At 65.5% G+C, this 24,564-nt stretch carries 25 protein-coding genes and 1 tRNA gene; 10 read left to right on the top strand and 16 right to left on the bottom strand.

Annotated features, from left to right (window positions below; translation table 11 throughout):
* Nucleotides 1-64 precede the first annotated feature (64 nt).
* The 4 genes from I6F21_RS00970 (at nt 65) to I6F21_RS00955 (ending at nt 4,942) form a co-directional block, all read left to right on the top strand.
* Nucleotides 65-652, top strand: a complete 588-nt coding sequence (locus I6F21_RS00970) for a hypothetical protein (RefSeq protein WP_128263696.1) — start codon at nt 65-67, stop codon at nt 650-652.
* Between the two features lie 162 nt (nt 653-814).
* Nucleotides 815-1,060, top strand: a complete 246-nt coding sequence (locus I6F21_RS00965) for a hypothetical protein (RefSeq protein ID WP_036003604.1) — start codon at nt 815-817, stop codon at nt 1,058-1,060.
* A gap of 200 nt (nt 1,061-1,260) precedes the next feature.
* Nucleotides 1,261-2,997, top strand: a complete 1,737-nt coding sequence (locus I6F21_RS00960) for a methyl-accepting chemotaxis protein (RefSeq protein WP_225139075.1) — start codon at nt 1,261-1,263, stop codon at nt 2,995-2,997.
* Nucleotides 2,998-3,253: 256 nt separating this feature from the next.
* On the top strand, nt 3,254-4,942 hold the full coding sequence (locus I6F21_RS00955; RefSeq protein ID WP_036038279.1) for a methyl-accepting chemotaxis protein: 1,689 nt from the start codon (nt 3,254-3,256) through the stop codon (nt 4,940-4,942).
* Nucleotides 4,943-4,945: 3 nt separating this feature from the next.
* On the opposite strand, the gene I6F21_RS00950 is transcribed toward I6F21_RS00955, so the two are convergent.
* The 6 genes from I6F21_RS00950 to I6F21_RS00925 all read right to left on the bottom strand — a co-directional run bounded on the left by I6F21_RS00950 (nt 4,946) and on the right by I6F21_RS00925 (nt 11,714).
* Nucleotides 4,946-7,651 (bottom strand): DUF2339 domain-containing protein, encoded by a 2,706-nt coding sequence (locus I6F21_RS00950; RefSeq protein ID WP_225139074.1) that lies wholly within the window; start codon nt 7,649-7,651, stop codon nt 4,946-4,948.
* Between the two features lie 106 nt (nt 7,652-7,757).
* A complete protein-coding gene (locus tag I6F21_RS00945) occupies nt 7,758-8,726 on the bottom strand; it encodes an NAD regulator (protein ID WP_225139073.1) in 969 nt (322 codons plus the stop codon).
* 226 nt (nt 8,727-8,952) lie between these two features.
* Nucleotides 8,953-9,459, bottom strand: a complete 507-nt coding sequence (locus I6F21_RS00940; protein ID WP_036028306.1) for a protein-tyrosine phosphatase family protein — start codon at nt 9,457-9,459, stop codon at nt 8,953-8,955.
* 145 nt (nt 9,460-9,604) lie between these two features.
* Nucleotides 9,605-10,219 (bottom strand): HD family hydrolase, encoded by a 615-nt coding sequence (locus I6F21_RS00935; protein ID WP_225139072.1) that lies wholly within the window; start codon nt 10,217-10,219, stop codon nt 9,605-9,607.
* Nucleotides 10,216-10,842, bottom strand: coding sequence for a DNA-3-methyladenine glycosylase I (locus I6F21_RS00930; protein WP_225139071.1), 627 nt, complete (start codon nt 10,840-10,842; stop codon nt 10,216-10,218). Before I6F21_RS00930 ends, I6F21_RS00935 begins: the two co-directional genes overlap by 4 nt.
* On the bottom strand, nt 10,839-11,714 hold the full coding sequence (locus tag I6F21_RS00925) for a folate-binding protein (protein ID WP_225139070.1): 876 nt from the start codon (nt 11,712-11,714) through the stop codon (nt 10,839-10,841). Before I6F21_RS00925 ends, I6F21_RS00930 begins: the two co-directional genes overlap by 4 nt.
* 97 nt (nt 11,715-11,811) lie before the next feature.
* On the opposite strand from I6F21_RS00925, the gene I6F21_RS00920 reads away from it, so the two are divergent.
* Complete coding sequence (locus I6F21_RS00920; RefSeq protein ID WP_225139069.1) at nt 11,812-13,146, top strand: dihydroorotase; 1,335 nt, start codon at nt 11,812-11,814, stop codon at nt 13,144-13,146.
* Nucleotides 13,147-13,301: 155 nt separating this feature from the next.
* Nucleotides 13,302-14,171, top strand: coding sequence for a sulfurtransferase (locus I6F21_RS00915; protein ID WP_225139068.1), 870 nt, complete (start codon nt 13,302-13,304; stop codon nt 14,169-14,171).
* A 190-nt stretch (nt 14,172-14,361) separates the two neighbouring features.
* Here the strand turns inward: I6F21_RS00915 and I6F21_RS00910 are convergent, their stop codons facing one another.
* From I6F21_RS00910 to I6F21_RS00895, 4 genes are all read right to left on the bottom strand, one after another.
* Nucleotides 14,362-14,628: a hypothetical protein gene (locus tag I6F21_RS00910; RefSeq protein WP_036003643.1), complete on the bottom strand. Its 267-nt coding sequence runs from the start codon at nt 14,626-14,628 to the stop codon at nt 14,362-14,364.
* Nucleotides 14,629-14,893: 265 nt separating this feature from the next.
* A complete protein-coding gene (locus I6F21_RS00905) occupies nt 14,894-15,271 on the bottom strand; it encodes a TIGR02301 family protein (protein WP_036003646.1) in 378 nt (125 codons plus the stop codon).
* 45 nt (nt 15,272-15,316) lie between these two features.
* Entirely contained in the window at nt 15,317-15,751 is a 435-nt protein-coding gene (locus tag I6F21_RS00900; protein WP_036003648.1) for an NUDIX domain-containing protein, read from the bottom strand.
* A 5-nt stretch (nt 15,752-15,756) separates the two neighbouring features.
* Nucleotides 15,757-16,269: a hypothetical protein gene (locus I6F21_RS00895; RefSeq protein WP_074447530.1), complete on the bottom strand. Its 513-nt coding sequence runs from the start codon at nt 16,267-16,269 to the stop codon at nt 15,757-15,759.
* Nucleotides 16,270-16,332: 63 nt separating this feature from the next.
* Between I6F21_RS00895 and I6F21_RS00890 the strand changes: the two genes are divergently transcribed.
* A complete protein-coding gene (locus I6F21_RS00890) occupies nt 16,333-17,097 on the top strand; it encodes an SOS response-associated peptidase (RefSeq protein WP_225139067.1) in 765 nt (254 codons plus the stop codon).
* Between the two features lie 201 nt (nt 17,098-17,298).
* Here the strand turns inward: I6F21_RS00890 and I6F21_RS00885 are convergent, their stop codons facing one another.
* From I6F21_RS00885 to I6F21_RS00860, 6 genes are all read right to left on the bottom strand, one after another.
* The gene (locus I6F21_RS00885; RefSeq protein WP_225182664.1) at nt 17,299-18,492 is read right to left on the bottom strand and encodes a CoA transferase; all 1,194 of its coding nucleotides are present in this window, start codon (nt 18,490-18,492) and stop codon (nt 17,299-17,301) included.
* A 35-nt stretch (nt 18,493-18,527) separates the two neighbouring features.
* Complete coding sequence (locus I6F21_RS00880) at nt 18,528-19,457, bottom strand: glycine/sarcosine/betaine reductase selenoprotein B family protein (RefSeq protein ID WP_225139065.1); 930 nt, start codon at nt 19,455-19,457, stop codon at nt 18,528-18,530.
* 275 nt (nt 19,458-19,732) lie between these two features.
* Nucleotides 19,733-20,314 (bottom strand): NUDIX domain-containing protein, encoded by a 582-nt coding sequence (locus I6F21_RS00875; RefSeq protein ID WP_036028286.1) that lies wholly within the window; start codon nt 20,312-20,314, stop codon nt 19,733-19,735.
* Nucleotides 20,315-20,323: 9 nt separating this feature from the next.
* Nucleotides 20,324-20,770, bottom strand: coding sequence for a GNAT family acetyltransferase (locus tag I6F21_RS00870; protein ID WP_225139064.1), 447 nt, complete (start codon nt 20,768-20,770; stop codon nt 20,324-20,326).
* Nucleotides 20,767-22,194 (bottom strand): FAD-binding oxidoreductase, encoded by a 1,428-nt coding sequence (locus I6F21_RS00865; RefSeq protein WP_225139063.1) that lies wholly within the window; start codon nt 22,192-22,194, stop codon nt 20,767-20,769. The genes I6F21_RS00870 and I6F21_RS00865 overlap by 4 nt, the downstream gene beginning before the upstream one ends.
* 16 nt (nt 22,195-22,210) lie before the next feature.
* Nucleotides 22,211-23,218 carry an L-threonylcarbamoyladenylate synthase gene (locus I6F21_RS00860; protein ID WP_225139062.1) on the bottom strand — a complete coding sequence of 336 codons (1,008 nt, stop codon included), beginning with the start codon at nt 23,216-23,218 and terminating at the stop codon, nt 22,211-22,213.
* A gap of 50 nt (nt 23,219-23,268) precedes the next feature.
* On the opposite strand from I6F21_RS00860, the gene I6F21_RS00855 reads away from it, so the two are divergent.
* The 3 genes from I6F21_RS00855 (at nt 23,269) to I6F21_RS00845 (ending at nt 24,561) form a co-directional block, all read left to right on the top strand.
* A tRNA-Pro gene (locus tag I6F21_RS00855) sits at nt 23,269-23,345 on the top strand.
* A 143-nt stretch (nt 23,346-23,488) separates the two neighbouring features.
* Entirely contained in the window at nt 23,489-23,980 is a 492-nt protein-coding gene (locus tag I6F21_RS00850) for a hypothetical protein (protein WP_225128279.1), read from the top strand.
* Nucleotides 23,977-24,561 carry a hypothetical protein gene (locus I6F21_RS00845; RefSeq protein WP_225128277.1) on the top strand — a complete coding sequence of 195 codons (585 nt, stop codon included), beginning with the start codon at nt 23,977-23,979 and terminating at the stop codon, nt 24,559-24,561. The genes I6F21_RS00850 and I6F21_RS00845 overlap by 4 nt, the downstream gene beginning before the upstream one ends.
* Nucleotides 24,562-24,564: the final 3 nt, after the last annotated feature.

The following is a 24,564-nucleotide window of genomic DNA, read 5'->3' as shown; positions in this document are numbered from 1 at the left end:
ATGGTAAGCAGCGGGTAAAGAGATAAAGGCATCGCCCGCTGCGGGGGTTGGTTCGGAGTTGAGCATGCTTGCGCGTATTGTGTTGGGGGCTGTCACGGCGGCAGCGACGTTTGCGCCGGCCATCGCTGGAAGCATGAATGCCGACGAGGCGCGCCGCTTCGTGGCTGGCAAGGTGTTCGCCTTCACCTGTTTCGACGGCACCCGCGGTGCAGGCCGCATCCTCGACGATCTCGGCGCGGCCGGTGCGGTGCAATTCTCGGGCTCGGGCCCGGTCAAGCACCTCCGACTTCCCGGCAATACGCTCCAGATCCGCGGCCAGAATGTTTGCGCCTCGATCAAGGGCATTCCGTTCGAGCCCTGTTTCAACCTCGAAAAGACCGACGATCGCAGCTTCCGCGGCTCGGTGTCGGGCATGGGCTTCGCCTATTGCGACTTCCGTCACCAGGGCGGCAACCAAATGCTGATGGCGCGCGCTGCAGCGCGGCCGCGCTCGCTGCACCGACCGGAGCACACCGGTACGGTCGCCGCGTCGAACACCGAGGTTGCCGCGCGCGTCGAGACGCCGCGTGTCGAGGGCAGCCGGCTCGAGCCGGTGAAGTCCGAGCCGGCGAAGAACGAGGGACCGCTGGAGCTGCGCCGCTCCACGCAGTGAGCTCGCCTGCGCGAGACAACCCGCGCCATTGATCGTCGAAGGCATCATCGAACATCAAGCCGCCTGCGCCGTAGTCATACGGACGGCGGCTTTCATGCCTTGGTAGCTGTTCGGGCCGCAGTTTGCGCGCGCCGGGGGGCGGTCCCACGCAAGGGTTCAATCATGTCGCTCTATTTCTTCCGCATCAGCACCGGCCGTTATTCCGGCGCCGCCGACCTGCCGTACGAGTTCGAGGATCGCGCAGCCGCCTGGACCGAGATGACCGAGGTGTGCGCCAATCTGCTCAGCGGCATCGCGCGCGGCCTGAAGCCGAACGCCGAATGGTGCATGGAGCTGCTCGATGAGGACAAGCAGCCGGTCTTTCGAATCAGCCTCGTCGGCGAGGCCATCGGATGTAAAGCGTCCTAGCTCCGACTTGAAGCTGCAATTTACAACTATGACGGGATCGTTTCCTTTCGCGCTCAATCATTTAGCGTGCAAAGTCAGTATTTCTGCGAGGGATTTCGTTAACCAAATCGGAATGTGAGAAGCTCATTTTTTGGGCAATGGCGCAGTCAGGGGAAGCCGACAATGACTCGGCTGCGCGTTCCTTCGGGGGAAGCATGCCCATGTTGAGCCTAGTTCAGAATCTGAGGATCGGGACCAAGCTGGCGATTGCGTCGGCGCTCGGTGTGCTCCTGGTTGGGGCCATGATTGCAAGCCAGATGCTCGGCAATGCGGGAATTCGCGAGAGCAGCCAGAGCGCGCTTGCGCAGCAGCAGATCGCGCGCGACGCAGTCAAGGCCGAGGCTGCGGTTCGCGGCATGCAGCTCGCGGTACGAGACCTTCGTCTTGCCAATAGCCCGGCTGACATTCAGAAGGCCGTCCAGAATCTGGGCGAGCGGCAAAAATCGACGAATGCGCTGGTCGATGAAATGCTGAAGCTTTCTCACGAGGCGGAGAACCGCGCTCGGATGGAGAAACTGAGATCGCTGGCTGCGAATTACGAAAAGGCCGCGCAGCAGATCGCCGGCGTGCGCGGCGAAGCCCTGGCCGCCAGCGGTGCAGACGGAGCGGCCCGCGCTGCGAAGCTCAATGAAGACGTCGTTCGCATCGCACGCGAGGTGACCCTGCCGATTGCCGGCGAGCTCGACGTGCTGATCAGCCAGATCGCCGACTACGCAAGGCACAAATCCGAGGAGAAGAATGCCGCGGCCGCGGCACAAATGAGATCGAGCGAGCAGCTTGCGATCCTGGTCGGCGCACTCGCCATGCTCGTCCTCGTCGGCTCCTGGCTGATGTCGTTCCTGACCATCGCGCGGCCGATCCGTGCGCTCACGGTCGCCATGGACAAGCTCGCCGGCGGCGATTTCTCCGTGGTTCTGCCCGGTCTCGGCCGCAAGGACGAGGTCGGCGGCGTCGCGGCGGCCGTCGAAAAGTTCAAGGTCGTGTCGGAGCAGAAGGCGCGCGAGGACGCCGAAGCCAAGATCAGGCAGGACCAGATTGCGTCCGCGCAGCGCAAGGCCGAGATGCACAAGCTGGCTGACAGCTTCGAAGCCGCGATCGGTGAGATCGTCGATACCGTGTCCTCGGCCGCGACCGAGCTGGAAGCTTCCGCCTCGACGCTGACCGCGACCGCGGCGCGCGGCCAGGAGCTCACGACCATGGTTGCTGCCGCTTCCGAGGAAGCGTCCACCAACGTGCAGTCGGTCGCGTCGGCGACCGAAGAGCTGTCGTCGTCGATCACCGAGATCAGCCGGCAGGTGCAGGAATCCGCCCGCGTCGCCGGCGATGCGGTGAACCAGGCTCGCACCACGACCGATCGCGTCGGGGAGCTCTCCGCTGCTGCGGCGCGGATCGGCGACGTGGTCGAGCTGATCAACACCATCGCCGGCCAGACCAATCTCCTGGCGCTCAATGCAACCATCGAGGCCGCGCGCGCCGGCGAGGCAGGCCGCGGCTTTGCCGTCGTCGCTTCGGAGGTCAAGGCGCTTGCCGAGCAGACGGCGAAGGCGACCGGCGAGATCGGCCAGCAGATCGCCGGCATCCAGACCGCCACCGAGCATTCGGTCGGCGCGATCAAGGACATCAGCCACACCATCGAGAAGCTGTCGGAGATCTCCTCGACCATCGCAGCCGCGGTGGAAGAGCAGGGGGCCGCAACGCAGGAGATCTCCCGCAACGTGCAGCAGGCGGCGACGGGCACCCATCAGGTGTCGTCCAACATCACCGACGTGCAGCGCGGCGCGAGTGAGACCGGTTCGGCATCCTCGCAGGTGTTGGGCGCCGCGCAATCGCTGTCAGGCGACAGCAACCGGCTGAAGCTCGAAGTCGGAAAGTTCCTCGATACCGTCCGCGCGGCCTGACACGTGCCTTTGCGTCCGCATCGTAACGGGAGATGCCGGTGCGGCTGCAACAGAGAGTTGCAGCGAACCACGATCGCTGCGCACGAGCCGTATTTTTACGTAGCCTCCTGTTAACGCCTGTTTGCGATTATGCGCGCAATCCTTCGGGAAAAGAACCAGCCAGCATTGTTGAACTGACCTTCGCCCGGGTCGTCCGTCGTGACGTCTGCGGCGCAGATGATGTGCGCGTTGCCGGGTAATCATCGGGATTGTCGTGATGTCGAAATTGTCGATCGTCTTCAAGCTGCTGACCGTGCTGTCGGTCCTCGTGCTCTCGCTCGCCGGCGTCGGCGTGATGGCGATCGGCACGATGCAGAACATCAACGCCCATACGGTCGAGATCGCGCAGGGCTGGTTGCCGAGCGTGCGTGCGCTCGGCTCGATGCGTGCTGACATCAACGAGCTCCGCGTCGCGCTGCGTCTGCACCTGATGCAGGATACTGCCGAAGGCAAGGAGGCTGCCGAGAAGCGCCTGGCAGGTTTGCGCGAACGGATCGAGAAGACCCGCAAGATCTACGAGCCGCTGATCACGCGCGCAGAGGAGCGTTCGCTCTACGAGCAATGGACCAAGGCCTGGGCCGAGTACCTGAACGGCGTGCAGGATGTAATGGCGCTGTCGCGCAAGAGTGTCGGCCGCTTCCCGACCGATGCCAACGAGATGTTGCAGACCAAGGTCGCGAAGATGGCTCAGGCCGCCGATCCGCTGCTCCAGAAGGGCATCGAAATGAACAATCAGGGCGCCGAGCTGGAGACGAAGCAGGCCGCCGACAGCTACGCTACGATCTTCCGTGTGCTGGTCGGGATCATCGTGGCCTCCGTCGTGATCGCGATCGGCGCCGCCTACTATCTCGTGCGCGACGTCTCGCGTGGCATCGCTTCGATCATCCGCCCGATGCAGTCGCTCGGCGAGGGCGACCTTGCGGTGGAGGTGCCGCATCGCGGCGAGAAGACCGAGATCGGCTCGATGGCGGATGCGCTCCAGATCTTCAAGGAGGCGCTGATCGCCAAGAAGGCGGCCGACGCTGCGGCGGCGCGCGACGCCGAGGCCAAGATCGAACGCGGCCGACGTGTCGATGCCATCACCCGCAATTTCGAGGTCATGATCGGCGAGGTCGTCGAGACCGTATCGTCGGCTTCGACCGAGCTCGAGGCGTCCGCGGCAACGCTGAGCGGCACAGCGCAGCGCGGCCAGGAGCTCGCAACCGTCGTTGCGGCTGCGTCGGAAGAAGCTTCCACCAACGTCCAGGCCGTGGCCTCTGCTTCCGAGGAGCTGTCGTCCTCTATCACCGAGATCAGCCGCCGCGTGCAGGATTCGGCGCGGATGGCAGCGGAAGCGGTCGAGCAGGCGGCGCGGACCAACGAGCGCGTCAACGCGCTGTCGCAGGCGGCCGCCCGCATCGGCGACGTCGTCGAGCTCATCAACACCATCGCGGGCCAGACCAACCTGCTCGCGCTGAACGCGACCATCGAGGCGGCGCGCGCGGGCGAAGCCGGCCGCGGCTTTGCCGTCGTCGCCTCCGAGGTCAAGGCACTGGCCGAGCAGACCGCGAAAGCGACCGGCGAAATCGGGGCGCAGGTCTCGGGCATCCAGGCGGCGACGCAAGAATCCGTCAACGCCATCCAGGAGATCGGCGGCACCATCGAGCGGCTGTCGGAGGTGTCCGCGGCGATCGCCGCCGCCGTCGAGGAGCAGGGCGCGGCCACGCAGGAGATTTCGCGCAACGTTCAGCAGGCCTCGCTCGGCACGCAGGAAGTGTCGTCCAACATCACCAACGTGCAGCGCGGTGCGATCGAGACCGGCTCGGCCTCGAGTGAAGTGCTGTCGGCGGCGAAGTCGCTGGCGACCGACAGCACCCGCCTGAAGGTCGAGGTCGCGCAGTTCCTGGAATCGGTCCGCGCGGCCTGACGTTTAGCTGCCCGTCTGCGGCGCGGCCGGCGTCGGTGCGATCTGCCGCCGGAACAGGATACGCTGGTAGAGCCAGCCGATCGCGACCAGCACGACGCCGAGGCACATGAACGAGAGCGCCCGATAGACGCCGGTCAGCGTCCACACGTCGACGGCGAAGGCCTTGAAGATCGTCAGCGCGATGACGGCAGCGGACGCCAGCCGCGCACGCTCCGAATTGACCAGGATGCCGACGCCGAGCAGCGCCACGCCAAAAGCGAGCCAGCCGATCGAATAGGTATATTGCTCGGCGCTCGTGGTGCCACCGTAGAGCAGGACCGGGCCGTGATAGAAGCGGCGGATCTCCAGCGTCACATAGGTGAGCGCGAACACCAGGGCGCCACCCGCAATCGTGTTTGCATATGCGACACTGCGGTGTCCCGCCACTGCGTAGGAGAGCAGCAGCATCAGCACGGCCGGCAACGCATAGCCGAGCAGCAGCAGATTGAACACGAGGCTGCCGACATTGACGCTGGAGAGCAGCATCGGGTTCTCCAGGATCAGGAGGCCAAACACGCTGATGAGGCCGGCGATCGCCGTCAGCACGACCGCGCCGACATTGTGCACGATGCTGTGGCTGCGCAGCCGCAGGCGCTCCAGGCCGATTGCCATGGCTAGCATGACACAGACTTGCAGCGCGAACTCGAGCAGCGAGGGCGGCGAGGTCATGCGGCCGCCGGTCGCAAAGTGCCGGATCTCCATGAAGGCGAGCAGCGCGGTGAACAGGATCGCCGCCGTCTCGACCACGCGCAGCGGCGGATCGTCGGCGCGGCGGCGCAGGAAGATGCTCGCGCCCCAGAACGAGGCGGCCGGCAGGCCATAGCCCCACAACAGCCAGTTGAAGATCGGCGTGGTGCCGACGGCATCGCCGACGATGCTCGGATCATAGACGATGCGCGCAGTGACGATCGCAGCGAAGACGGCAGCCAGCCGGCGCAGCACCGGAATCGGCCGCTGCAACGAGATCCAGGCGGTGCCGAGTGACATCAGCGCGAGCGCAATGGTGAGCCAGCCCTTCTCCAGGGCGAAGGTCAGCGCCAGCGCCAGCGCGCCGAGCGTACCGGTCGCGAACAGCGCGACCGAGGTTGCAACGCCGGGCCGTTCTTCGCGGCGCATCAGCGCTTCGGTCGCAGCGCCAAAGGCCGCAGCGAGCAGCACGGCGAGGATCGCAAACGGGATCGAGCGGTCGAGATGGGCAATGCGCGCATAGAGCGCAACCAGGATGGCGATCGGCGTCGCGACGCCCGCCGCCGACCACACCACGGGAATGATCACCGAGTTCGAGCGGCCTTGCGCGAAAAAGCCCGTGACGCCGAAACCGGCGGCGAAGATCGCGGCCGTCACCAGATGCAGCGTCACCGCGCTATCAATCGCGACCGGGCCGACGCCGGGCATCGGGCCGCCCGGCAGCACCAGCATATCGGGGTTGGCGCGCAGCGCCCATTCGGCGAACACGATGAACACGGCCGCCGCGGCCGCGCCCAGCGCGCCGGTCGCCGCCGGTGCGCGCCAGGCGACGAACAGCGTGCCGCCAACCAGGAGCGTGAAGGCGATCAGCGCGAGATCCGCATGCGCGCTCGACAGCACGACCAGCATCGCGCCGAACAAATAGGCGCCGAGCGCGCCCGATGAGACCGGCTCGATCTCGCCGTCCTCCATGCTGGGCCCGAACATGAAACCGCAGACGACGAGCAGTGCGGCGAGCACAAAGCCGGCGATGGCATGGAAGGCGTGCGGCGCGACCTGCACCTGTTCGGTATCGAGACCCGGGAAGATCCAGAGCACCGCGAATGCAATGGTCGTGACCGCAAGCCAGCGCCATAGCCTGATGCGGGCGAGCCCGAAACTCGCGGCCGTCACGACCGCAAGATAGATGTAGAGCGCCCAATAATCCGGCTTGCCGGAGGAGACGAGGATCGGCGTCACGAAGGCGCCGACGACGCCGAGCCCGGCGAGCGCCGGGCCATGCAACAGCGCTGCGGCCAGCGTGCCCATCGCAACGATGCCGAGCAGCACGAAGGCCGTCGCAGGCACGAGGAAGTCGTAGAGCGCGTACGCCGCGTAGATGGTCGCGAACGCCACCGCCGTGCCGGCCGCGGTGAGGATCGCGGGAATGTTGGCGATAGGCAGCGCCGCGATGCTCGAGATGCTCTCCTTGCGCCGCGTCCATTCGCCGGCGCCAAGCAGCGCAGCGGCGAACAGGCCGCCGAGGAACACGCGCACGCCGGGGCCGAGCAGACCGGCCTCGATCGAATAGCGCACCATGAAGAAGCCGCCGAGCGCGAGCGCAAGCCCGCCGATCCACACCACCCAGCGGGTGCCGAGCCGCTCCTCGAAGCCGGGTGCGGCCTCCGGGACCGGAGGGGGCGCAGCGGCGCCCGTGCTCGGCTCGAGCGGGGGCGGCGAAATCTCTTCGGTGACGAGCGGAGGCGGCGTCGTTTCGGCTTCCGGGGCCAGCGGCGGCGGCTCTGCGGCTGCAGTCGTCGCGGGGGCTTCGGCCTGCGCCGGCATCAGCGGGGGCGGCTGCACCGGCCGCTGCGCGTAAAGCATCTCTTCGAGCGAACTGATCCGGCGGCGCAACTCGGTCGCCTGGCTGGACGCCTTGATCGCGATCAGGAAGGCGATGATCGCAATGATCAGCGCAAAGACGTCAAACGGGCCGTCGAACATGAAGCCTCCAGGCAATCGGCAGGGGCCGATACCACTGATATCAGGATCTTAATTTCTTGAGCATGATCTTACCGGAAAACCGCAACGCACTTTTCCGGATCATGCTCTAGCGCCGGGAGCGAACGCGCAAGCCCGGCGCGGGCCGCTCCTGGAGCACCTCGCGGCGGAAGCGGTAGAGCGCTGCCGGCCGTCCGCCCGTCTGTGTCGACATCACCCCGGTCGGTTCGACCAGGGCTTCCATCTCGACCAGGCGGCGGAAATTCTGCTTGTGCAGGTGCCGGCCGGAGATCGCTTCCACCGTGTGCTGCAGTTCAGTGAGTGTGAATTCGGTCGGCAAAAGTTCAAAGACTACAGGACGATACTTCAGCTTTGCGCGCAGCCGCGCGATTGCCGTCGCGAGAATCCGTCGATGGTCGAACCGCATCGAGGTCCCGAGCGGGGGAAGCGTCTTGCGCGCCAATGCCGCAGGACGGCCGTCGCGGCGGGCCTCCTCGATCAGCCCGGCCTCGTAGAGCAGCTCGTAGCGGTCGAGCACGCGCTCCTCGTCCCAGGGCGCGCCGTCCAGACCGAAATAGAACCGCACGCGATCCTTCCGCGGCAGGGCGCGAATCGTCTCCGCGGTCTCCTCCTCGGCCCATTCGGTCAGCGCGGGGATGATGTCGCTCGCGATGATCGCCGGCGGCTGCTCGCGCCAGTCTTCCCAGGGGAAGAATCGGTACCAGGGCGCGAAGCTCGCCGCGTTTGCGGCGAGCTCGCCGCCCGCGGGGCGCGTCAGCGCGAGATAGCCGATCGACACGATGTGGGCTCCGGTGTCGCCGGCCTCGGCATGACGGCCACGGTCGCCGAACGTGTAGAGCTGCTCAACATAGCCGAGCCGCAGCCCCGCCTGTTGCTCGACCCAGGCGCGCAGGCCGATCTCGAACGTGCGATGGCTCACCGCGTCGAACGGACCGAACGGCAGCCCGGCAAGCCGGTCAGCACCGGGTGCGGTCAGGATCAGCGGCTCGTGGTTCTCGATCGCGACGATGGCCGCGGTGAGGCCGATTTCGATTGGCGTCAGCAGCGTCTCGCTCATGCGGCTGCCGTGTCGTTGAATTGAACAGAATGCCGCTTGGTTAAGACGGCCCATCCGCGGACTCGGTGCACCTCTCCCGCTTGCGGGAGAGGTCGCGTCGCATCGACAGATGCGAGGCGGGAGGGGACTCTATCCTCTGGGGGAGTCTTCGTCGCCGAGATACCCTCTCCCCAACCCTCTCCCGCAGGCGGGAGAGGGGGCGCACCTCCATCGTGACAACCAGCTGTCATTCGAGCTCGATCGCGAAGGGGCGGCCTTCCACCATCATCGCGCCGGGGCCCATTTCGTCGAGCGCGCGCAGCATGCGGCCGTTGCGTCCGAGTGCACGATCGGCGAGGCCGACGATGCGCCGATTGGGCGAGGCGATCGGCGAGGCCGCGCGAATCTTCCTGGCGATCTCGATCTCGTCGCGATTTGGATTAAGCGCGCAAACGGCCGCGAACGCGCTGGCGGTGGAGCGGCTGATCCCGGCATAGCAATGCACCACCAGCGGGGCGCTGCGGTCCCAGCCGCGCACGAAGTTGAGCACCTGCTCGATATGCGTCTCCGACGGCGCGACGAAGCCGTCCATTTCCTCGGTGATGTCGTCCATCGACACCTTGAGATGGTTGGCCGGGAGCACCGACACCGGACGCGCCACCTGCTCGACATTGGCCATCACGGTCAGCACGTGGCTGGCCTTGGTGAGGCGGACGGTTTCGGGAAGCGCGGCGAGGGAACAGACGTGGATCATGGCGAACCTTTTTGCGCCCGATTATAGCGAGCGCTCGTAGGGTGGGCAAAGGCGCATCGCGCCGTGCCCACCATTTCGCAATTGCGCGCATGTCGCTTGGTTCGGTGGGCACGCTTCGCTTTGCCCACCCTACGAAGGAATAATGCTACGCAAACACGGCGCCAAACCGCTCCAGAAACTGCTTCTCGGCCCGCGCCGCGGTCCAGGGCGTCAGATAGTCGCCTCGGACGCTTTCGGAGAGACCCGGATCCTTGCCGAACAGGCGCCGCGCTTCGCTCGCGCTGAAGCCGGCGAGCTCGGTTGCCTCGAGATAGGCCGCACCGCGATCGGCGGCCTTGATGGCCTGCGTGATGTCATCTGGCAATACCGGCGGCAAACCGAAGCGGATATGGATGGCGCCGAGCAACCGCTTCTCGACGGCCTTGTAGTGACCGTCGAGCACGGCCTTGAACGGCGAGATCATGTCGCCGATCACATATTCCGGCGCATCATGCAGCAGGGCCGCGAGCCGCACGCGCTGGTCGACGCGGGGTATCTCATGCCGCAGCACCGTCTCTACCAGCAGCGTATGCTGCGCGACCGAAAAGATGTGCGCGCCGAGGGTCTGTCCGTTCCAGCGCGCCACCCGCGCCAGCCCGTGCGCGATGTCGCCGATTTCGATGTCGAGCGGGGAAGGATCGAGCAGGTCGAGCCGCCGGCCCGACAGCATGCGCTGCCAGGCGCGGACCTCTTCGTTGCGCGCTGCCTTCTTCGCCGTCATTTGGCCTTGAGGCGCAGCTTGCGCTGGGTCTTGCTGCAGGTCGCATGACAGTGGCAGTCGACCAGGTGGTCGTTGACCATGCCGGTCGCCTGCATGAAGGCGTAGACGATCGTCGGGCCGACGAATTTGAAGCCGCGCGAGGACAGCTCCTTGGAGATCTGTACCGACAGCGGCGTCGAGGCCGGCACGCTTGCCGTGGTCTTGAACTGGTTGACCTTCGGCCGTCCGTCCATGAAGTCCCACAGCAGCTTCGAGAAGCCCGGGCCCTTCTCCATGATGTCGAGATAGGACTTTGCGCTTAGGATCGCGCCTTCGATCTTGGCCTTGTTGCGCACGATGCCGGCATCGTTCATCAGCGCGTGAACCTTCCTGGCATTGTAACGCGCGATCTTCTCCGGCTGGAAATCGTCGAAGGCTTTGCGGAAATTGTCGCGCTTGCGCAGGATCGTGATCCAGGACAGGCCAGCCTGGAAGCCGTCCAGCATCAGCTTCTCGTACAGCGCGCGGTCGTCGTATTCCGGCACGCCCCATTCGGTGTCGTGATAGGCGACATAAAGCGGATCTTCGCCCGGCCAGGGGCAGCGGGTCAGACCATCGGGATGCAAGCTGGCAGCGCGGCTCATGCGATCGGCTGCTTGGCTGGAATGCGAACGACGTCTGGTTCAGCGAGTGTCAAAGCCAGCCCCCCAGCGGTGAGCGGCTGGCCTGCATCGAGTGCATCGGCGACACGATCGATGCGCACCAGCGCGATGCCCTTGCCGCCGGCCGTCGAGCCGATGGTGCCGACCGGCTTGTCGCCGGCGAGAATGGTTGTGCCAGGCTCGGGCGAGGCGTCCTCGAGCAGCACCTTCACGCTGCGCGTGCGCGCGGTGCCGCGATGCTGCATGCGCGAGACGACCTCCTGGCCGACATAGCAGCCCTTGTCGAAATCGACGCCGGCGAGGCGGTCCATGTTGGTCTCATGCGGGAACGCATCGCTGTACATGAAATCGAGCCCGCCGCGCGGCACGCCGAGCGCAATGCGATGCGCCTCGTACTCGGCTGCATCGACCAGCTCGGCGCCAATGAGATCGGACAGTTTCTGCTTGAGATCTTCCTGGACCAGGATGCGGTAGCCGAGCCCCTCAGCCCGCGGATCGGCAAAGGCAAGGTCGGGCTGCGCCGTCGGCTCGCCGTCCCAGGCCGCGAGCACGCCGAGGTCGAGCTTGTCCACGGTGACCTTGGCGCGCAGCTTGTAGAATTTCAGCTTGGTGGCGAGGGTGTCCGCCAGCGCCTTGGGGCAGTCGATCAGGAACCCGCCGCCGTGGCCTGCGGACGCTTCCGTGATCAGGAAATCCACGATGATCTTGCCCTGCGGCGTCAGCAATGCGCCGAATCGCCCCAGACCAGGTTTCAGCCTGTCCAGGTCGGTGGTGACGAGGCCATTGAGGAAGTTGCGCGCATCCTCACCCGCGACTTTGATCACGCCCCGGTCGGGAAGAAACGCCGATTTCATGCGAAAATCTCTTGCGACATGTTGCTCCGGAACGTAAGCCCGCAACGCATAAACGACAAGACCTCGAGCCCTGCGCCCTGAGGATGAGAGAGGCCCAATGACCCAGCGTTTCGATGTGATCCTGAAGGGTGGCACCGTCTTCAACCAGGACGGCGAGGGCGTGCGGGATATCGGCATCACGGGCGGCCGCATCGCCGAGCTCGGTCCGCTGTCGCAAGGCTCGGCCGCCGAGGTGATCGACTGCAAGGGCCTGCACATCCTGCCCGGCGTGATGGACACGCAGGTGCATTTCCGCGAGCCCGGGCTGACGCACAAGGAAGACCTCGAGACCGGCTCGCGCAGCGCCGTGATGGGCGGCGTCACCGCCGTATTCGAGATGCCGAACACCTCGCCGCTGACCGTGACGGAGGCCGAATTCACCGACAAGGTGAAGCGCGCCCATCACCGCATGCATTGCGATTTCGCCTTCTTCATCGGCGGCACCCGCGAGAACGTGCAGGACCTGCCTGTGCTGGAGCGCGCACCCGGCTGCGCCGGCGTCAAGGTGTTTATCGGCTCGTCCACCGGCGCGCTTTTGGTGGAGGACGACGAGAGCCTGCGCCGCATTTTCCAGGTGATCCGCCGCCGCGCCGCCTTCCACGCCGAGGACGAATACCGCCTCAACGAGCGCAAATCGCTGCGCATCGAGGGCGATGCGCGCTCGCATCCGGTCTGGCGCGACGAGACCGCGGCGCTGATGGCGACGCAGCGCCTCGTCAAGCTCGCGCACGAGACCGGCAAGCGTATTCACGTGCTGCACATCTCGACCAAGGAGGAGATCGAGTTCCTGCGCGACCACAAGGATGTCGCCTCCTGCGAGGCGACGCCGCACCATCTCACCCTGGTCGCGCCGGAATGCTACGAGCGGCTCGGCACGCTGGCGCAGATGAACCCGCCGGTGCGCGGCGCCGATCATCGTGCCGGCATTTGGCGCGGCATCGAACAGGGCATCATCGACGTGCTCGGCTCCGACCACGCCCCGCATACGCTGGAGGAGAAGCAGAAGACCTATCCCGCTTCGCCTTCCGGCATGACCGGCGTGCAGACGCTGGTGCCTGTTATGCTCGATCACGTTAATGCGGGTCGGCTCTCGCTGGCGCGCTTCGTCGACCTCACCAGCGCCGGCCCTGCGCGCCTCTACAACATGGCCTGCAAGGGCCGCATCGCCGCCGGCTACGATGCCGACTTCACCATCGTCGATCTCAAGCGCAGCGAGACCATCACCAACAAATGGGTGGCGTCCAAGGCCGGCTGGACGCCCTATGACGGCGTTCGCGTCACCGGCTGGCCGGTCGGCACCTTTATCCGCGGCCGTCGCGTGATGTGGCAGGGCGAGCTGGTGACGGCCGCGCAGGGCGAGCCGGTGCGGTTCCTGGAGACGCTGAAGCAGTAGGGTGATGTGGGGGACGCACGGGGCTTCCCCATTCGTCATTGCGAGCGCAGGAAGCAATTCAGTCTGTCGCCGCGGAAAGACTCTGGATTGCTTCGCTGCTCTCGCAATGACGGGAGGAGCGGTCTACACTTCCTCTCGAACGGGAGTGCAGCCTGATGTCCCAACCCGCCGCCCTCATCACCACCGAGCAGCTCGCCGCCATGCTCGGCGATCCCAACCTTCGCCTCTACGACTGCACGACCTATCTTGAGCCCGCGCCGGAAGGCAGCGCCGTGCCTTATCGCGCCGTGCCCGGCGACAAGACGTTCGCCGCCGGCCACATCCCCGGCGCCGATTTCCTCGACCTGCAAGGCGAGTTCTCCGACGCCTCGTCGCAACACTTCTTCATGATGCCCGATGTCGCCCAGCTGGAGGCCGCCTTCGGCCGCCACGGCCTCGATGCTGGCAAGACCATCGTGCTCTACAGCATAGGGACGATAATGTGGGCGACGCGGTTCTGGTGGATGTTGCGCGCGCTCGGCGTCGATGCCCACGTGCTCGACGGCGGCTTCGACAAATGGCAGCAGGAGGGACGGCCGACCGAGACGGGCGCACCGAAAGGCTATCCGGTGACGGCCTTCAAGGCGGCGCCGCGCCCAGGCTGCTTCGTCGACAAGGAAGCCGTGCTGGCGCGGATCGGCGATCCCGCGACCATCATCGTCAACGCGCTCGGGCCGCAGTTTCACCGCGGCCTCGAGCCGAGCCGCTATGGCCGGCCGGGCCGCGTTCCCGGCAGCGTCAACGTTCCCGCAGCCACACTCGTGAATGCCGACAAGACGCTGGCGGATCTTGCGGATGCGCAAGCGAAGTTCGCCGCCCAGGGCGTCACGCGCGACAAGAATGTGATTCTTTATTGCGGCGGCGGCATCTCGGCGACGATCGACCTCCTGCTGCTGACGCAGCTCGGCTACGACAAGCTGACGCTCTACGACGCTTCGATGGGCGAATGGGCGAGGGATCCGGCGCTGCCGATCGAGACGGACTGAGGCGCGCGTTCCCGGCTCTGTCGGGAACATCTCCCGGTCATCGCGAGATTAATGCTTGTCCGCCGGCAACGGCTTCCGTGCGATAAGAGCGGCAGACTTCGCGACGCCTTTCGCAGAGTCATTCATCCGTCAACTGGCCCCGCCCGCGTGGCGGGGTCATTTTCAGGACGGCTTACTGCTTCAGGACGGCTTACTGCCTGCAGATGCCGACCGAGAATTCGCCGTTGCGAATGCGGCCGGGAAAGCCCTCGACGAACTTTGCCACTGCGTCCTCGCCATAGGTGCCGACGAGCTCGGCGAGGGCCGCGAACAGGCTCGCCTGCGCCAGGCAGTCGCCGTCGACGCCGTCATGACGCGCCTCGGCCCAGGCCTCGTTGAGATAGCTCAGTGCGGCCTGTTTCTGCTCGTGATCGGGCAGCGGCGCGCGGGCGGGGGCGTAGGAAATCGGCTGGCTCATGAAACTCGGTCAGGCTGGGGCGCGATCCACGGCGATGCGCTGTGCGAGAGGTGTAGCACGGGCGTTAACGACCGCTAGGCCACATCTTTAAGAACGGTTAACGGCTGTGAACAAAGTCGATGACAGGGTTCCAGGCCCGCACATGCGTCGACCGCGCCGTCATTCCGGGGCGCGCCTCGCGCGAGCCCGGAATCCATCGGGCATCAGAGACGGTGGATGAATGGATTCCGGGCTCTCGCGCGCGAGCCCCGGAATGACGGGGTAGCTAGTTCGCGTAGCGCGCCGTGAGATCGCGCGAGATCTTCGAGCCTTCCTCGATGTAGCGGCGGATCGCCACCATCGCGGCCGGCGTGCAGCTGCGATAGGTCTGCTGAAAACCGTTATAGCCGCGGTTGAAGCCGGCGATCATGCGGGTGCGGCGCTCGCCGGAGGGGGTCTCGGCATCGATCAGCGCCTGCATCTCGTTGCGCCATTTGTTACCCTCGTTGGCCCCGCAGATGCCGCGCAGATAGTGCAGGCCGCCGAGGATCTCGGCCAGCCGCTGCAGTTCGCCGTCAAACGGCGCCGCCACGTCCTGGGCCCTCGCAGGCACGGAGGCGCAGGCGAGAATCAGGACAAAAATGGCCAGAAATCGCGACGACATCGGCGGCTGTATGCCCCCTCGGGACGGCTGGCGCAAGGCGGGCGGTCAGGCTCCAAGCAGCCGGTGAGCGGACAGGATGACCTCCTCCAGCCCCCCGGTCAGCTTGAGGTCGCCGAGGCTTGCCAGGGCGCCAGGGGCGATCCAGCGGTGATCGTCGAGCTCGTCGTTCAGCGCCGGCTCCCGGGCCGTCCAGCGCGCGGCAAAGGACATGATCAGGTAATGGCCGGCGCCGGCCGCGGCCGGCAGCACCTCGCGCCAGCCGGCGAGGCCAATGATCTCGATGCAAAGGCCGGTTTCCTCGTCGACCTCGCGGCTCAGGGCCTGATGCAGCGATTCGCCGAACTCGACCCGGCCACCCGGCAGCGAATAGAAGCCCTTGGCCGGCGAGCGGGCGCGGCGGACCAGTAGCACCTTGCCGTCGCGGAAGATCGCCGCGCTGACCGCAAGCTGGGGATGGGCAGGATGGACGATTGCGGCCAATCGCGTCACCTATCCGGATGAGTCGCCATGATGGTGTCGACGTCGGCTTCCGCCCCGCCATTGATGATGCCGCCGCAGGCTGCGATCAGGGGCTTGACCCAAAGCGTGGCCTGCTCGGCGAGGCGGACCCGCGTCGTGTCCTTCTCGACCTCGCGCATGGCCGAGCCGACCGCGGTCAGGATCGAGGTCATGGTATCCGTCAAGTGGTCGAACTGGGCACGCACGTTGGGATCGGCTTTCTCATAGGCTTCGATCGCCAAATCCCGCGCCTTGAAATTCGACGCCGTGAAATGCTCGGCATAAGACAGCGGCGTCCAGGTCAGGAAGTCTTCGGCGCATTCCGGCATATCCGGCACCATTTCGAGCAGCATCACGGCTTCATTGAAATGGTTGAGATAGTCGGTGGCAAGCCCGGTCCGCGGATTGATGTTGGCCACGCGCAGCCGTTCGGCCCAGGCGGTCGCCTCAGGGCCCGTCTGTACATGCGTCCGCGCGGGTTGGGAGGCCGTTGAGCTCATCTGCCGCAGTGTTAACGTTCGGGGTTAAAAGGACCTGAACGGACCCTATATAGGCCTCCAAGGATGTGTGGACGCTTCGTCATAACTTCGGCCCCCGCGGCTTTGCGGCAACTGTTCGGCTATGTCGAGCAGCCGAATTTCCCGCCCCGGCACAATGTCGCCCCGACGCAACCGATTCCGGTGGTGCTGCTCGAGAACGGCGCGCGCCATTTCCGCCTGATGCGCTGGGGTCTTCTGCCCGGCTGGGTCAAGGACCCCCGCGGGTTCACGCTCCTGATCAACGCCCGTTCCGAGACGGTGCTGGAGAAGCCTGCGTTCAAGAACGCGATTCGCCGCCGGCGCGGCCTGATTCCGGCCGATGGTTATTACGAGTGGAAGATGCAAACCGGCCGCAAGCAGCCCTTTTTCATCCACCGTGCCGACGGTGAGCCGCTCGGCTTTGCCGCTGTGTTCGAGACCTGGGTCGGTCCGAACGGCGAGGAACTCGACACGGTCGCGATCGTCACCGCCGCGGCGGGCGAGGATCTCGCCGCGCTGCATGACCGCGTGCCCGTCACCATCAGCCCGCACGACTTCGAGCGCTGGCTCGACAGCAAGGGCGACGAGATCGACGCGATCCTGCCCTTGATGAGGCCCCCGCGCGTCGGCGAATTCGCCTGGCACCCGGTCTCCACCCGCGTCAACCGTGTCGCCAATGATGACGAGCAGCTCGTGCTGCCGATCAGTGCGGAGGAGATCGCGGCGGAAGCCGAGGCGGCGAAGCCGAAGAAGGCGGTGCGGAAGACTGCGGCAGCGTCATCAGATGACGGGCAGGGGTCGTTGTTCTAGGTGCGGTGCCGCCACTCACTCCGCTGTCGTCCCGGACAAGCGCGCCCAAAGCGCGCGCCGATCCGGGACCCATAGCCACAGGATGAGGTTATGGCGTAAACTGTTCACCACGAGTCTTCGTCAAACGCGATCCTGTGGTTATGGGTCCCGGGTTCGCGCTACGCGCGCCCCGGGACGACGACTGAGTGTGAGGCGCTGCCGTCACACAATCTCCCGCGCTCTCAGCCCCGCGATCTCTGCCGCATCGAATCCCAGCTCGCCCAGCACCGCATCCGTATCCGCGCCCAGCTCCGGCGCCATGCGATCCAGCCGGCCGCCGCCATGAGCGAGCTTGAAGCCGCTGCCGGCAAAGCGCAGGCGGCCGTATTGCGTGTCCAGCTCATGGATCGCGCCGCGCGCCTTGATTTGCGGATGGTCGATGACCTCCTCGACCTTCCAGATGCTGGCGCAGGGCGCGCCGGCGTCCTCAAGAATTGTCTCCCATTCGCGTGCCGGCCGTTTTGCCAGCGCCTGCTCGATGATGGCGCGCAGCGCGCCCTCGTTCTCGTTGCGCGAGAACCAGTCGGCAAAGCGCGGATCTGACAGCGTATCCTCGCGCCCGAGCGCAGCCATCAGCGCGCGGTACTGCTTCTCGTTGTTGACGGCGAGCAGGATATGGCCGTCGCCGCACTTGAACAAATTCGCCGTGGTCCGGCGGCTCACCGCCTGATTGCCCGATAGCTGCTGTCGATGTCCGGCGACCGACCAGTCGGCGATCTGGCCCGAGAGAAACGCCAGCGTCGCCTCCAGCATGGAGACGTCGATCAGCTGCCCCTTGCCGGTGCGGTCGCGCTGATAGAGCGCGCTCGAGACGCCGAAGGCAGCGGTGGCGCCCGAGAGCACATCGCACACGGCGAATCCCGCGCGCGTCGGCCCCGTCTCGGGGTGGCCGGTGATCGCCATGATGCCCGACAGCGCCTGCATCTTGCCGTCATAGCCGGGCCGCAAACGATCGGGGCCGGTCTGGCCGAAGCCGGAGACCGCGCAATAGATCAGCTTCGGGTTGATCGCCGCCAGCGCCTCGTAGCCGATGCCGAGCTTGTCCATCACGCCGGGCCGAAAATTCTCCATGACCACGTCGACACGGCTTGCGAGCTTCTTCACGATCGCGATCGCCTCCGGCTTCTGCAGATCGAGCGTCAGGCTGCGCTTGTTGCCGTTGACGGCCTGAAACGCCGGCGCCAACCCGCGCTCGGCCCATTCGCGGCTGAGCGGCGTGCGGCGCATGTCCTCGCCCTCGCGCCGCTCGATCTTGATGACGTCGGCGCCGAGCAGCGCGAGCTGGTAGCTCGCATAGGGGCCGGCCAGCACTTGCGTAAAATCCAGGATCTTCACGCCCTCGAACGGTCGCGTCACCTCGCTCTCCCTCGGCTTATTGTTGTTGGAGGACGTCAGGCGGCGCGGTTGCCGCGCGCGATCTCCTTCTGCTTGTCGAACTCGGCGCGGCGGCGAGCCAGCTCTTCGGGCGAGAGCTGCGCAACGTTGTTGTAGTCGAGCTTCCAGGAGGCGTCCTCGCTCCAGCGCAGCGGCGATTGCATCGTGGTCTGCGGACCGCTCGCGCTCTCCAGCAGCCGGAGCGCGAGCTCGAGCGTCTGGGCCTGCGACGCGATGTCGTGCGGCTTGCCGGCGGAATTGCCGAGCGGGAAGTCGGAGAACAGGAAGCGCGGCACGGCCGCGTGCTCGACGATGTCCTTGGCGCAGCCCATGACCACGGTGGCAATGCCGTTGCGCTCCAGGTGCCGCGCCACCAGCGCCGTGGTCTGGTGGCAGACCGGGCAGTTTGGCACCAGCACCGCGACGTCGACCTTGTCCGCGAGGCAGCGCGCCAGGATCTCCGGCGCGTCGGTGTCGAGCGTCACGCGATGGCTGCGGTTGGTCGGCGCGCCGAAGAAGCGCTGGCTCACTTCGCCGATGCGGCCGGCGGCGCTCGCCTTCAACAGCTGCGGCAGCGGAAACCAGGTGCCGCTGTCGGTGGCCGAGGTGTGCTTGCGGTCGTAGCCGATGTGCGAGATGCGCAGATCGTGCTGTTTCGACGTGTCGCCGTCATAGACCTGATAAAACTTCGCGCTGCCATTATACGCCGCGCCCGGCCCCTGGTCGCCCTTGGCCGGATCGTAGGGCGCCGCGGTGGTGATGATGGTGACGCGCGATTGCGACAACGGCTTCTTCAGCGGCTGGAACGGCGCCTCGGTGTAATGCGCCCAGCGGTACGGCGTGGTGTAGCCGATCGCCGCGTAATAATCCCGGGTGCGCTGCATGTAGGGGACGGGGGAATCGTAGTCGGGCGCAAAGCCGAATTCATCGTCGCGCGGAGCGGACATGGCGCGTCTCCTGGTTCTTGGTTGACGACAGACTAGAGATAGTTTTGCGGTTGCTCAACCGGGGGGAGCGGCGGCGCAGGTCTGAATTGCAGGCTTGATAGAGCGAGCTGCGCTCCTCCCCTCTCCCCTTGTGGGAGAGGGTGGATCGCCGCATAGCGGCGAGACGGGTGAGGGGTATCCATCCTCACGAACGATCTCACAAGTGGAGAGAACCCCTCATCCGGCGCTTCGCGCCACCTTCTCCCACAAGGGGAGAAGGAAGGACAGCCGCAAGGTCACCTGAACACATGCAGCGCCACATACTGCAGCAGCATGATCGCCTTGGCGTCGATGATGCGGCCGTCGGCGATCATCGCCAGCGCCTCGTCGATGGACAGCTCCAGCACCTCGATGTCCTCGCCCTCGTGCTCCAGGCCGCCGCCGTCGCTCACCCGCATCTCGGGCTCGTATTCGGCGACGAAGAAATGCAGCTTCTCGGTGATGGCGCCGGGGCTCATGAAGGCCTCGAACACCTTGTGGACATGGTGCAGGCGATAGCCGGTCTCTTCCTCCGCCTCGGCGCGGATGCGCTCCTCGGGCTCGGCGTTGTCGAGCACGCCGGCGGCGGCCTCGATCAAGAGGTCGTCGTAACCGCGGATGAAGGCCGGAAGGCGGAACTGGCGCACCAGGATCACGGTCCGTCGCGCGAGATTATATGGCAGCACGGCGGCGGCATTGTCGCGCTCATAGGTCTCGCGATGCTGGGTCTGCCACTCGCCACTTGCGCGCCGGTATTCGAAGGTCGTGGTCTTCAGCGTGGTCCAGCCGTCCGAGAGCACGCGGACGTCCTTGATGCGGACGCGGTCGGAAAGGGTCATGCCTCGATCTCAATTGCTTGGCGTGGTCGCACGGCCGTCGAGCCACTTCTGGAACATCACGGATGTCGACAGCTCGAAGCCGAGCGAGCCATAGAACGCGTTGGCCTGCGCGTTCTCGCGACGGACCAGGAGCTGCAGCTTCGAAATCCCGGCGCTTCGCAGCCGGTCCTCGGCCGCCGCCATGATGATGCGGCCATAGCCGCGCTTCTGACAGCTGGGATCGACGGCGACGTAATAGACCCAGCCGCGATGGCCGTCATGGCCGACCATCACGGTGGCGACGATCGCGCCATTGTCGCGGCCGACCAGCACGGTGGAATTGTCGCGCCGCCGCGCTAGTGCGATGTCGGCATGCGGGTCGTTCCAGGGGCGCGTCAGGCCGCAGCGCTGCCACAGCGCGACCACGCCCTCGACGTCGGCATCGGTGATCGCATCGATCGCAAGGGAAGCGCTCACAGCACCTTCCCCGGATTCATGATGCCGAGCGGATCGAGCATCGTCTTGATGGAGCGCATCAGCTCGATCGCGGTTTTGTCCTTCACCTCGGGGAGCTCGTCGCGCTTGAGCACGCCGATGCCGTGCTCGGCCGAGATCGAGCCGCCCATGCGCAGCACGATCTCGAACACCACCGCGTTCACATCATGCCAGCGCGCGAGGAAATCGGCGGTGTCGGCGCCGATCGGCTGGCTGACGTTGTAATGCAGATTGCCGTCGCCGAGATGGCCGAACGGCACCGGCCGGGCGCCGGGGATCAGCTTCACCACGGCCGCATCGGCTTCCGCGATGAATTCGGGCACGGCCGCAACCGGGACGGAGATGTCGTGCTTGATCGAGCCGCCTTCCGGCTTCTGCGCCGCCGACATCTCGTCGCGCAGCTTCCAGAACGCGCCGCGCTGGGCGAGGCTCGCCGCGATCACGGCGTCGTCGACGATCTCCTCCTCCATGGCACGGCCCAGGATCGTCTCCAGCGGCGTGCGGGCATCCTCGCTCGGCGATGACAATTCCATCAGCACGTACCAGGGATGCTTTGCCTCAAGCGGGTCGCGCACGTCGATGCCGTGGCGGACCGAGAAATCCACCGCCAGCTCCGACAGCAGCTCGAAGCTCGTCAGCGCATTGGCGGCTTCGCCTCGCGCGATGGTGAGCAGCTTCAGCGCCGCCGCCGGCGATTTCAGCCCGACGAAGGCGGTCTCGATCGCCCGCGGCTTCGGAAACAGTTTCAGCGTCGCCGCGGTGATGATGCCGAGCGTGCCTTCGGCGCCGATGAAGAGGTTGTGTAGATTGTAGCCGGTGTTGTCCTTCTTCAGCTTTGACAGCGAATTGAGCACGCGCCCATCGGCGAGCACCACTTCGAGGCCCAGCGCCATCTCGCGCGCGACGCCATAGGCGAGCGCCGCGGTGCCGCCGGCATTGGTCGAGAGATTGCCGCCGATGGTGCAGCTGCCTTCGGCCCCGAGCGACAGCGGAAACAGCCGGTCGACCTCGGAAGCCCTGGCTTGCGCGATCTGCAGCACCACGCCGGCCTCACACGTCATGGTGTTGGAGGCGGTGTCGACCTCGCGGATCTTGTCGAGCCGGCGCAACGACACCACCACCTCGCCATTGTGTGGCGTCTGGCCGCCGACGAGCCCGGTGTTGCCGCCCTGCGGCACCAGCGCGATGTTGTGCGCGGAGGCGAGCTTGCAGATCGCGGAAACCTCCGCCGTCGAGCCCGGGCGCAGCACCAGCGGCGAGCGGCCGTGGAACAGATTGCGCTCCTCGGTGACGTAAGGCTCGATATCGGTCGGGTCGGTGATGGCGTGGCGGTCGCCGACGATCTTGCGGAATTGCTCGATCAATTCGGGCGCAAGCGGCGGGGTGGCAGGCTTGTTGATGTTCATGTCCTCGTCTCTTGCTTCAACGCGCCACCGCGGCGCGGCGCAGCCGGTCGTTGATCGCCTCGCCCAGACCATCTTCGGGAATCGGCATCACCGCAATCGCCCGCGGCGCTTTCGCATCGAGGCTGCGAAGATAGCCGAACAGATTGGCCGCGGCTTCATCGAGATCGGCGGTGGGCGACAAATTCATGACGGCCGAGGCGGCGTCAAGGCCCGGCAGGCGCTCCGGGCCGAACGCCAGCAGCGCGTCGCCCGGCGCGACCTCACGTGCATTGAGCCGCACATGGGCGCGCGGTGCGTAGTGCGAGGCCAGCATGCCCGGGGCCAGTGGCTGGCTGTCGTCGCTGCCAGCCTCCGCCGGCGGCCGCGCCAGCTTCGCGCCCAGCACCGCCTCGATCCGCTCGCGCGACAGCCCGCCGGGACGAAGCAGCATCGGCGCGTCGAAGCAGCCGATAATCGTGGATTCCACGCCGACCGTCACAGGCCCGCCGTCGATGATCAGGTCGATCCGCCCGGCAAGGTCGCTCTCGACATGGGCGGCCAGCGTCGGCGAGACGTGGCCGGAGATATTGGCGGACGGCGCGACCACGGCGCCGCCGAAGGCGCGCAGGATCGCCTGTGCGACGGGGTGGGCGGGAATGCGGATCGCCACTGTGTCGAGGCCGGCGGTGGCGAGATCCGCCACCGTGCAGTCCTCGGCCTTCGGCACCACGAGCGTCAGCGGCCCCGGCCAGAACGCCTCCGCAAGCGCCAGCGCGCGCGCATCGAACAGCCCGATCCGCCGCGCGGCTTTGAGATCCGCAACATGCGCGATCAGCGGATTGAACGCCGGCCGGCCCTTGGCGGCGTAGAGATGGGCGATCGCGACCGCATTGGCAGCATCCGCCCCGAGCCCGTAGACCGTCTCGGTCGGAAACGCGACCAGCCCGCCGGCCGCAAGTCGCCGGGCGGCGGCTTCCGCGTCGGCTTCGCCGGCCGGCAATATCAGCGTTTCGACACCCGTCTTCACAGGGATAAAATTCCTCATCTCGGCCGCTTGCAGTGCGTCAAGCCCAACGCTATAAGCCGCCTTCTTGTCGGAGTGTGGCTCAGCCCGGTAGAGCACTGCGTTCGGGACGCAGGGGTCGCAGGTTCGAATCCTGCCACTCCGACCAAGATTTCAACTACTTATAGTTTCCGGGGCGTCGTTCCGCAATGAAATGCGCAATGAAAAGCCTCTTGCCTCCGGGGATAACGCGCTCACGACCTCTTCCTCAAGCGTGGGTTGTGACATATCAGCTTCCGCAGGGAGGGCTGAGTGTCGAGTCCATTTCAGAGGATTGTTCTTTTAAATCGATTGGTTGCTCGGTCGATTTCAAAGGCTCCGAGCCACGCCAAAGTTCCGATCGTCTCCGGCAAGAGCATGTTCGACGCTCTCGAGGAGCGACGAAAAGCAGCGTGGGCTATTGAGTTTTTCGGAAAGTCAGAGACCGAGAGAGAGTCCGAAGAGACGGACGATGAGCGGAAAATCCGGTGCGCCGGATTGAACTTCATCTGGCTCCGAGATCTCAAGTCTCATACACGCGACGGTTTTCGATACTATCAGCTTCTGCTGGAATACGTTGATCAGCAAAAGACAACATTCTCCGTCGTCGACACGGCAAACTTGAACGGACGGGATATCTCCGGCCACGAAAATGAACGCGGGTGCGTGTCAGCCCATGTGGTCGTTCGCACCCCGGTCGTGGCCGTTGATAGCGGCGACTACCGATGTGTGATCGAAGTTGCACACTCAATAAACCGAAAATGATTGAGGATTTCCTGTGTCGGCAGCTTCGCCGATGGGCAACGCAGGACGAACTCTCATTTGACGTACCGGTGCCAGATCCGAAACGAGGAAATGTGCTCAAGCCCTACCGATTCAATCCCCGCCTGGAACTCCACGCCGATGTTGGACGGAACGTCGGGTTTGCCACTGGTCCAGGTGCTGAAATTTCCTATCTAATCTTTACCAAGAGCAAAGAAAAACAATCGATTGCCGGTAAAACCCATGTGATCAATGAGGAATTTGACGCCCAAGTTCAATTGAAGGTGTCCGCCAAGCAGGGACCAAACGACCCTAAAGCACGTTTCGAATGGATGAACGCCCTGCGAACCTACTACACACAGCGCGGGTACAAGATTAAGGTGTCATTCCGGCACGTAAACGGTGCGATGATCACCGGGTCGTTGCCGGATGCACTTGCCGGCGCTTCGGATCTGATGATCTGCACAAAAGATGTAATATCTCTCCAGGCAGCCAGAGAGTGGTACACGACAGTCAACCGCGATGTCGTGAAGCAGATGGAAGCCTTGCTGGACAAAGACTCGCTATGGAAAGGTCACGGATAGAGT

It is taken from the genome of Bradyrhizobium sp. NBAIM03, from assembly GCF_020194055.1.
In the GTDB taxonomy this organism is placed as follows: domain Bacteria; phylum Pseudomonadota; class Alphaproteobacteria; order Rhizobiales; family Xanthobacteraceae; genus Bradyrhizobium; species Bradyrhizobium yuanmingense.
The sequence above is the reverse complement of the archived record's forward strand: the minus strand, read 5'-3'. Positions and strand labels throughout refer to the sequence as shown.

Excerpts from the sequence above, each read along its gene's own strand:
- I6F21_RS00955 (WP_036038279.1), top strand. The coding sequence starts at position 3,254 with ATGTCGAAATTGTCGATCGTCTTCAAGCTGCTGACCGTGCTGTCGGTC.
- I6F21_RS00890 (WP_225139067.1), top strand. The coding sequence starts at position 16,333 with ATGTGTGGACGCTTCGTCATAACTTCGGCCCCCGCGGCTTTGCGGCAA.
- I6F21_RS00945 (WP_225139073.1), bottom strand. The coding sequence starts at position 8,726 with ATGAGCGAGACGCTGCTGACGCCAATCGAAATCGGCCTCACCGCGGCC.
- I6F21_RS00875 (WP_036028286.1), bottom strand. The coding sequence starts at position 20,314 with ATGACCCTTTCCGACCGCGTCCGCATCAAGGACGTCCGCGTGCTCTCG.
- I6F21_RS00910 (WP_036003643.1), bottom strand. The coding sequence starts at position 14,628 with ATGAGCCAGCCGATTTCCTACGCCCCCGCCCGCGCGCCGCTGCCCGAT.
- I6F21_RS00880 (WP_225139065.1), bottom strand. The coding sequence starts at position 19,457 with ATGTCCGCTCCGCGCGACGATGAATTCGGCTTTGCGCCCGACTACGAT.
- I6F21_RS00950 (WP_225139074.1), bottom strand. The coding sequence starts at position 7,651 with ATGTTCGACGGCCCGTTTGACGTCTTTGCGCTGATCATTGCGATCATC.
- I6F21_RS00940 (WP_036028306.1), bottom strand. The coding sequence starts at position 9,459 with ATGATCCACGTCTGTTCCCTCGCCGCGCTTCCCGAAACCGTCCGCCTC.
- I6F21_RS00895 (WP_074447530.1), bottom strand. The coding sequence starts at position 16,269 with ATGAGCTCAACGGCCTCCCAACCCGCGCGGACGCATGTACAGACGGGC.
- I6F21_RS00920 (WP_225139069.1), top strand. The coding sequence starts at position 11,812 with ATGACCCAGCGTTTCGATGTGATCCTGAAGGGTGGCACCGTCTTCAAC.
- I6F21_RS00930 (WP_225139071.1), bottom strand. The coding sequence starts at position 10,842 with ATGAGCCGCGCTGCCAGCTTGCATCCCGATGGTCTGACCCGCTGCCCC.
- I6F21_RS00935 (WP_225139072.1), bottom strand. The coding sequence starts at position 10,219 with ATGACGGCGAAGAAGGCAGCGCGCAACGAAGAGGTCCGCGCCTGGCAG.
- I6F21_RS00865 (WP_225139063.1), bottom strand. The coding sequence starts at position 22,194 with ATGAACATCAACAAGCCTGCCACCCCGCCGCTTGCGCCCGAATTGATC.
- I6F21_RS00960 (WP_225139075.1), top strand. The coding sequence starts at position 1,261 with ATGTTGAGCCTAGTTCAGAATCTGAGGATCGGGACCAAGCTGGCGATT.
- I6F21_RS00905 (WP_036003646.1), bottom strand. The coding sequence starts at position 15,271 with ATGTCGTCGCGATTTCTGGCCATTTTTGTCCTGATTCTCGCCTGCGCC.
- I6F21_RS00925 (WP_225139070.1), bottom strand. The coding sequence starts at position 11,714 with ATGAAATCGGCGTTTCTTCCCGACCGGGGCGTGATCAAAGTCGCGGGT.
- I6F21_RS00970 (WP_128263696.1), top strand. The coding sequence starts at position 65 with ATGCTTGCGCGTATTGTGTTGGGGGCTGTCACGGCGGCAGCGACGTTT.
- I6F21_RS00915 (WP_225139068.1), top strand. The coding sequence starts at position 13,302 with ATGTCCCAACCCGCCGCCCTCATCACCACCGAGCAGCTCGCCGCCATG.
- I6F21_RS00845 (WP_225128277.1), top strand. The coding sequence starts at position 23,977 with ATGATTGAGGATTTCCTGTGTCGGCAGCTTCGCCGATGGGCAACGCAG.
- I6F21_RS00965 (WP_036003604.1), top strand. The coding sequence starts at position 815 with ATGTCGCTCTATTTCTTCCGCATCAGCACCGGCCGTTATTCCGGCGCC.
- I6F21_RS00860 (WP_225139062.1), bottom strand. The coding sequence starts at position 23,218 with ATGAGGAATTTTATCCCTGTGAAGACGGGTGTCGAAACGCTGATATTG.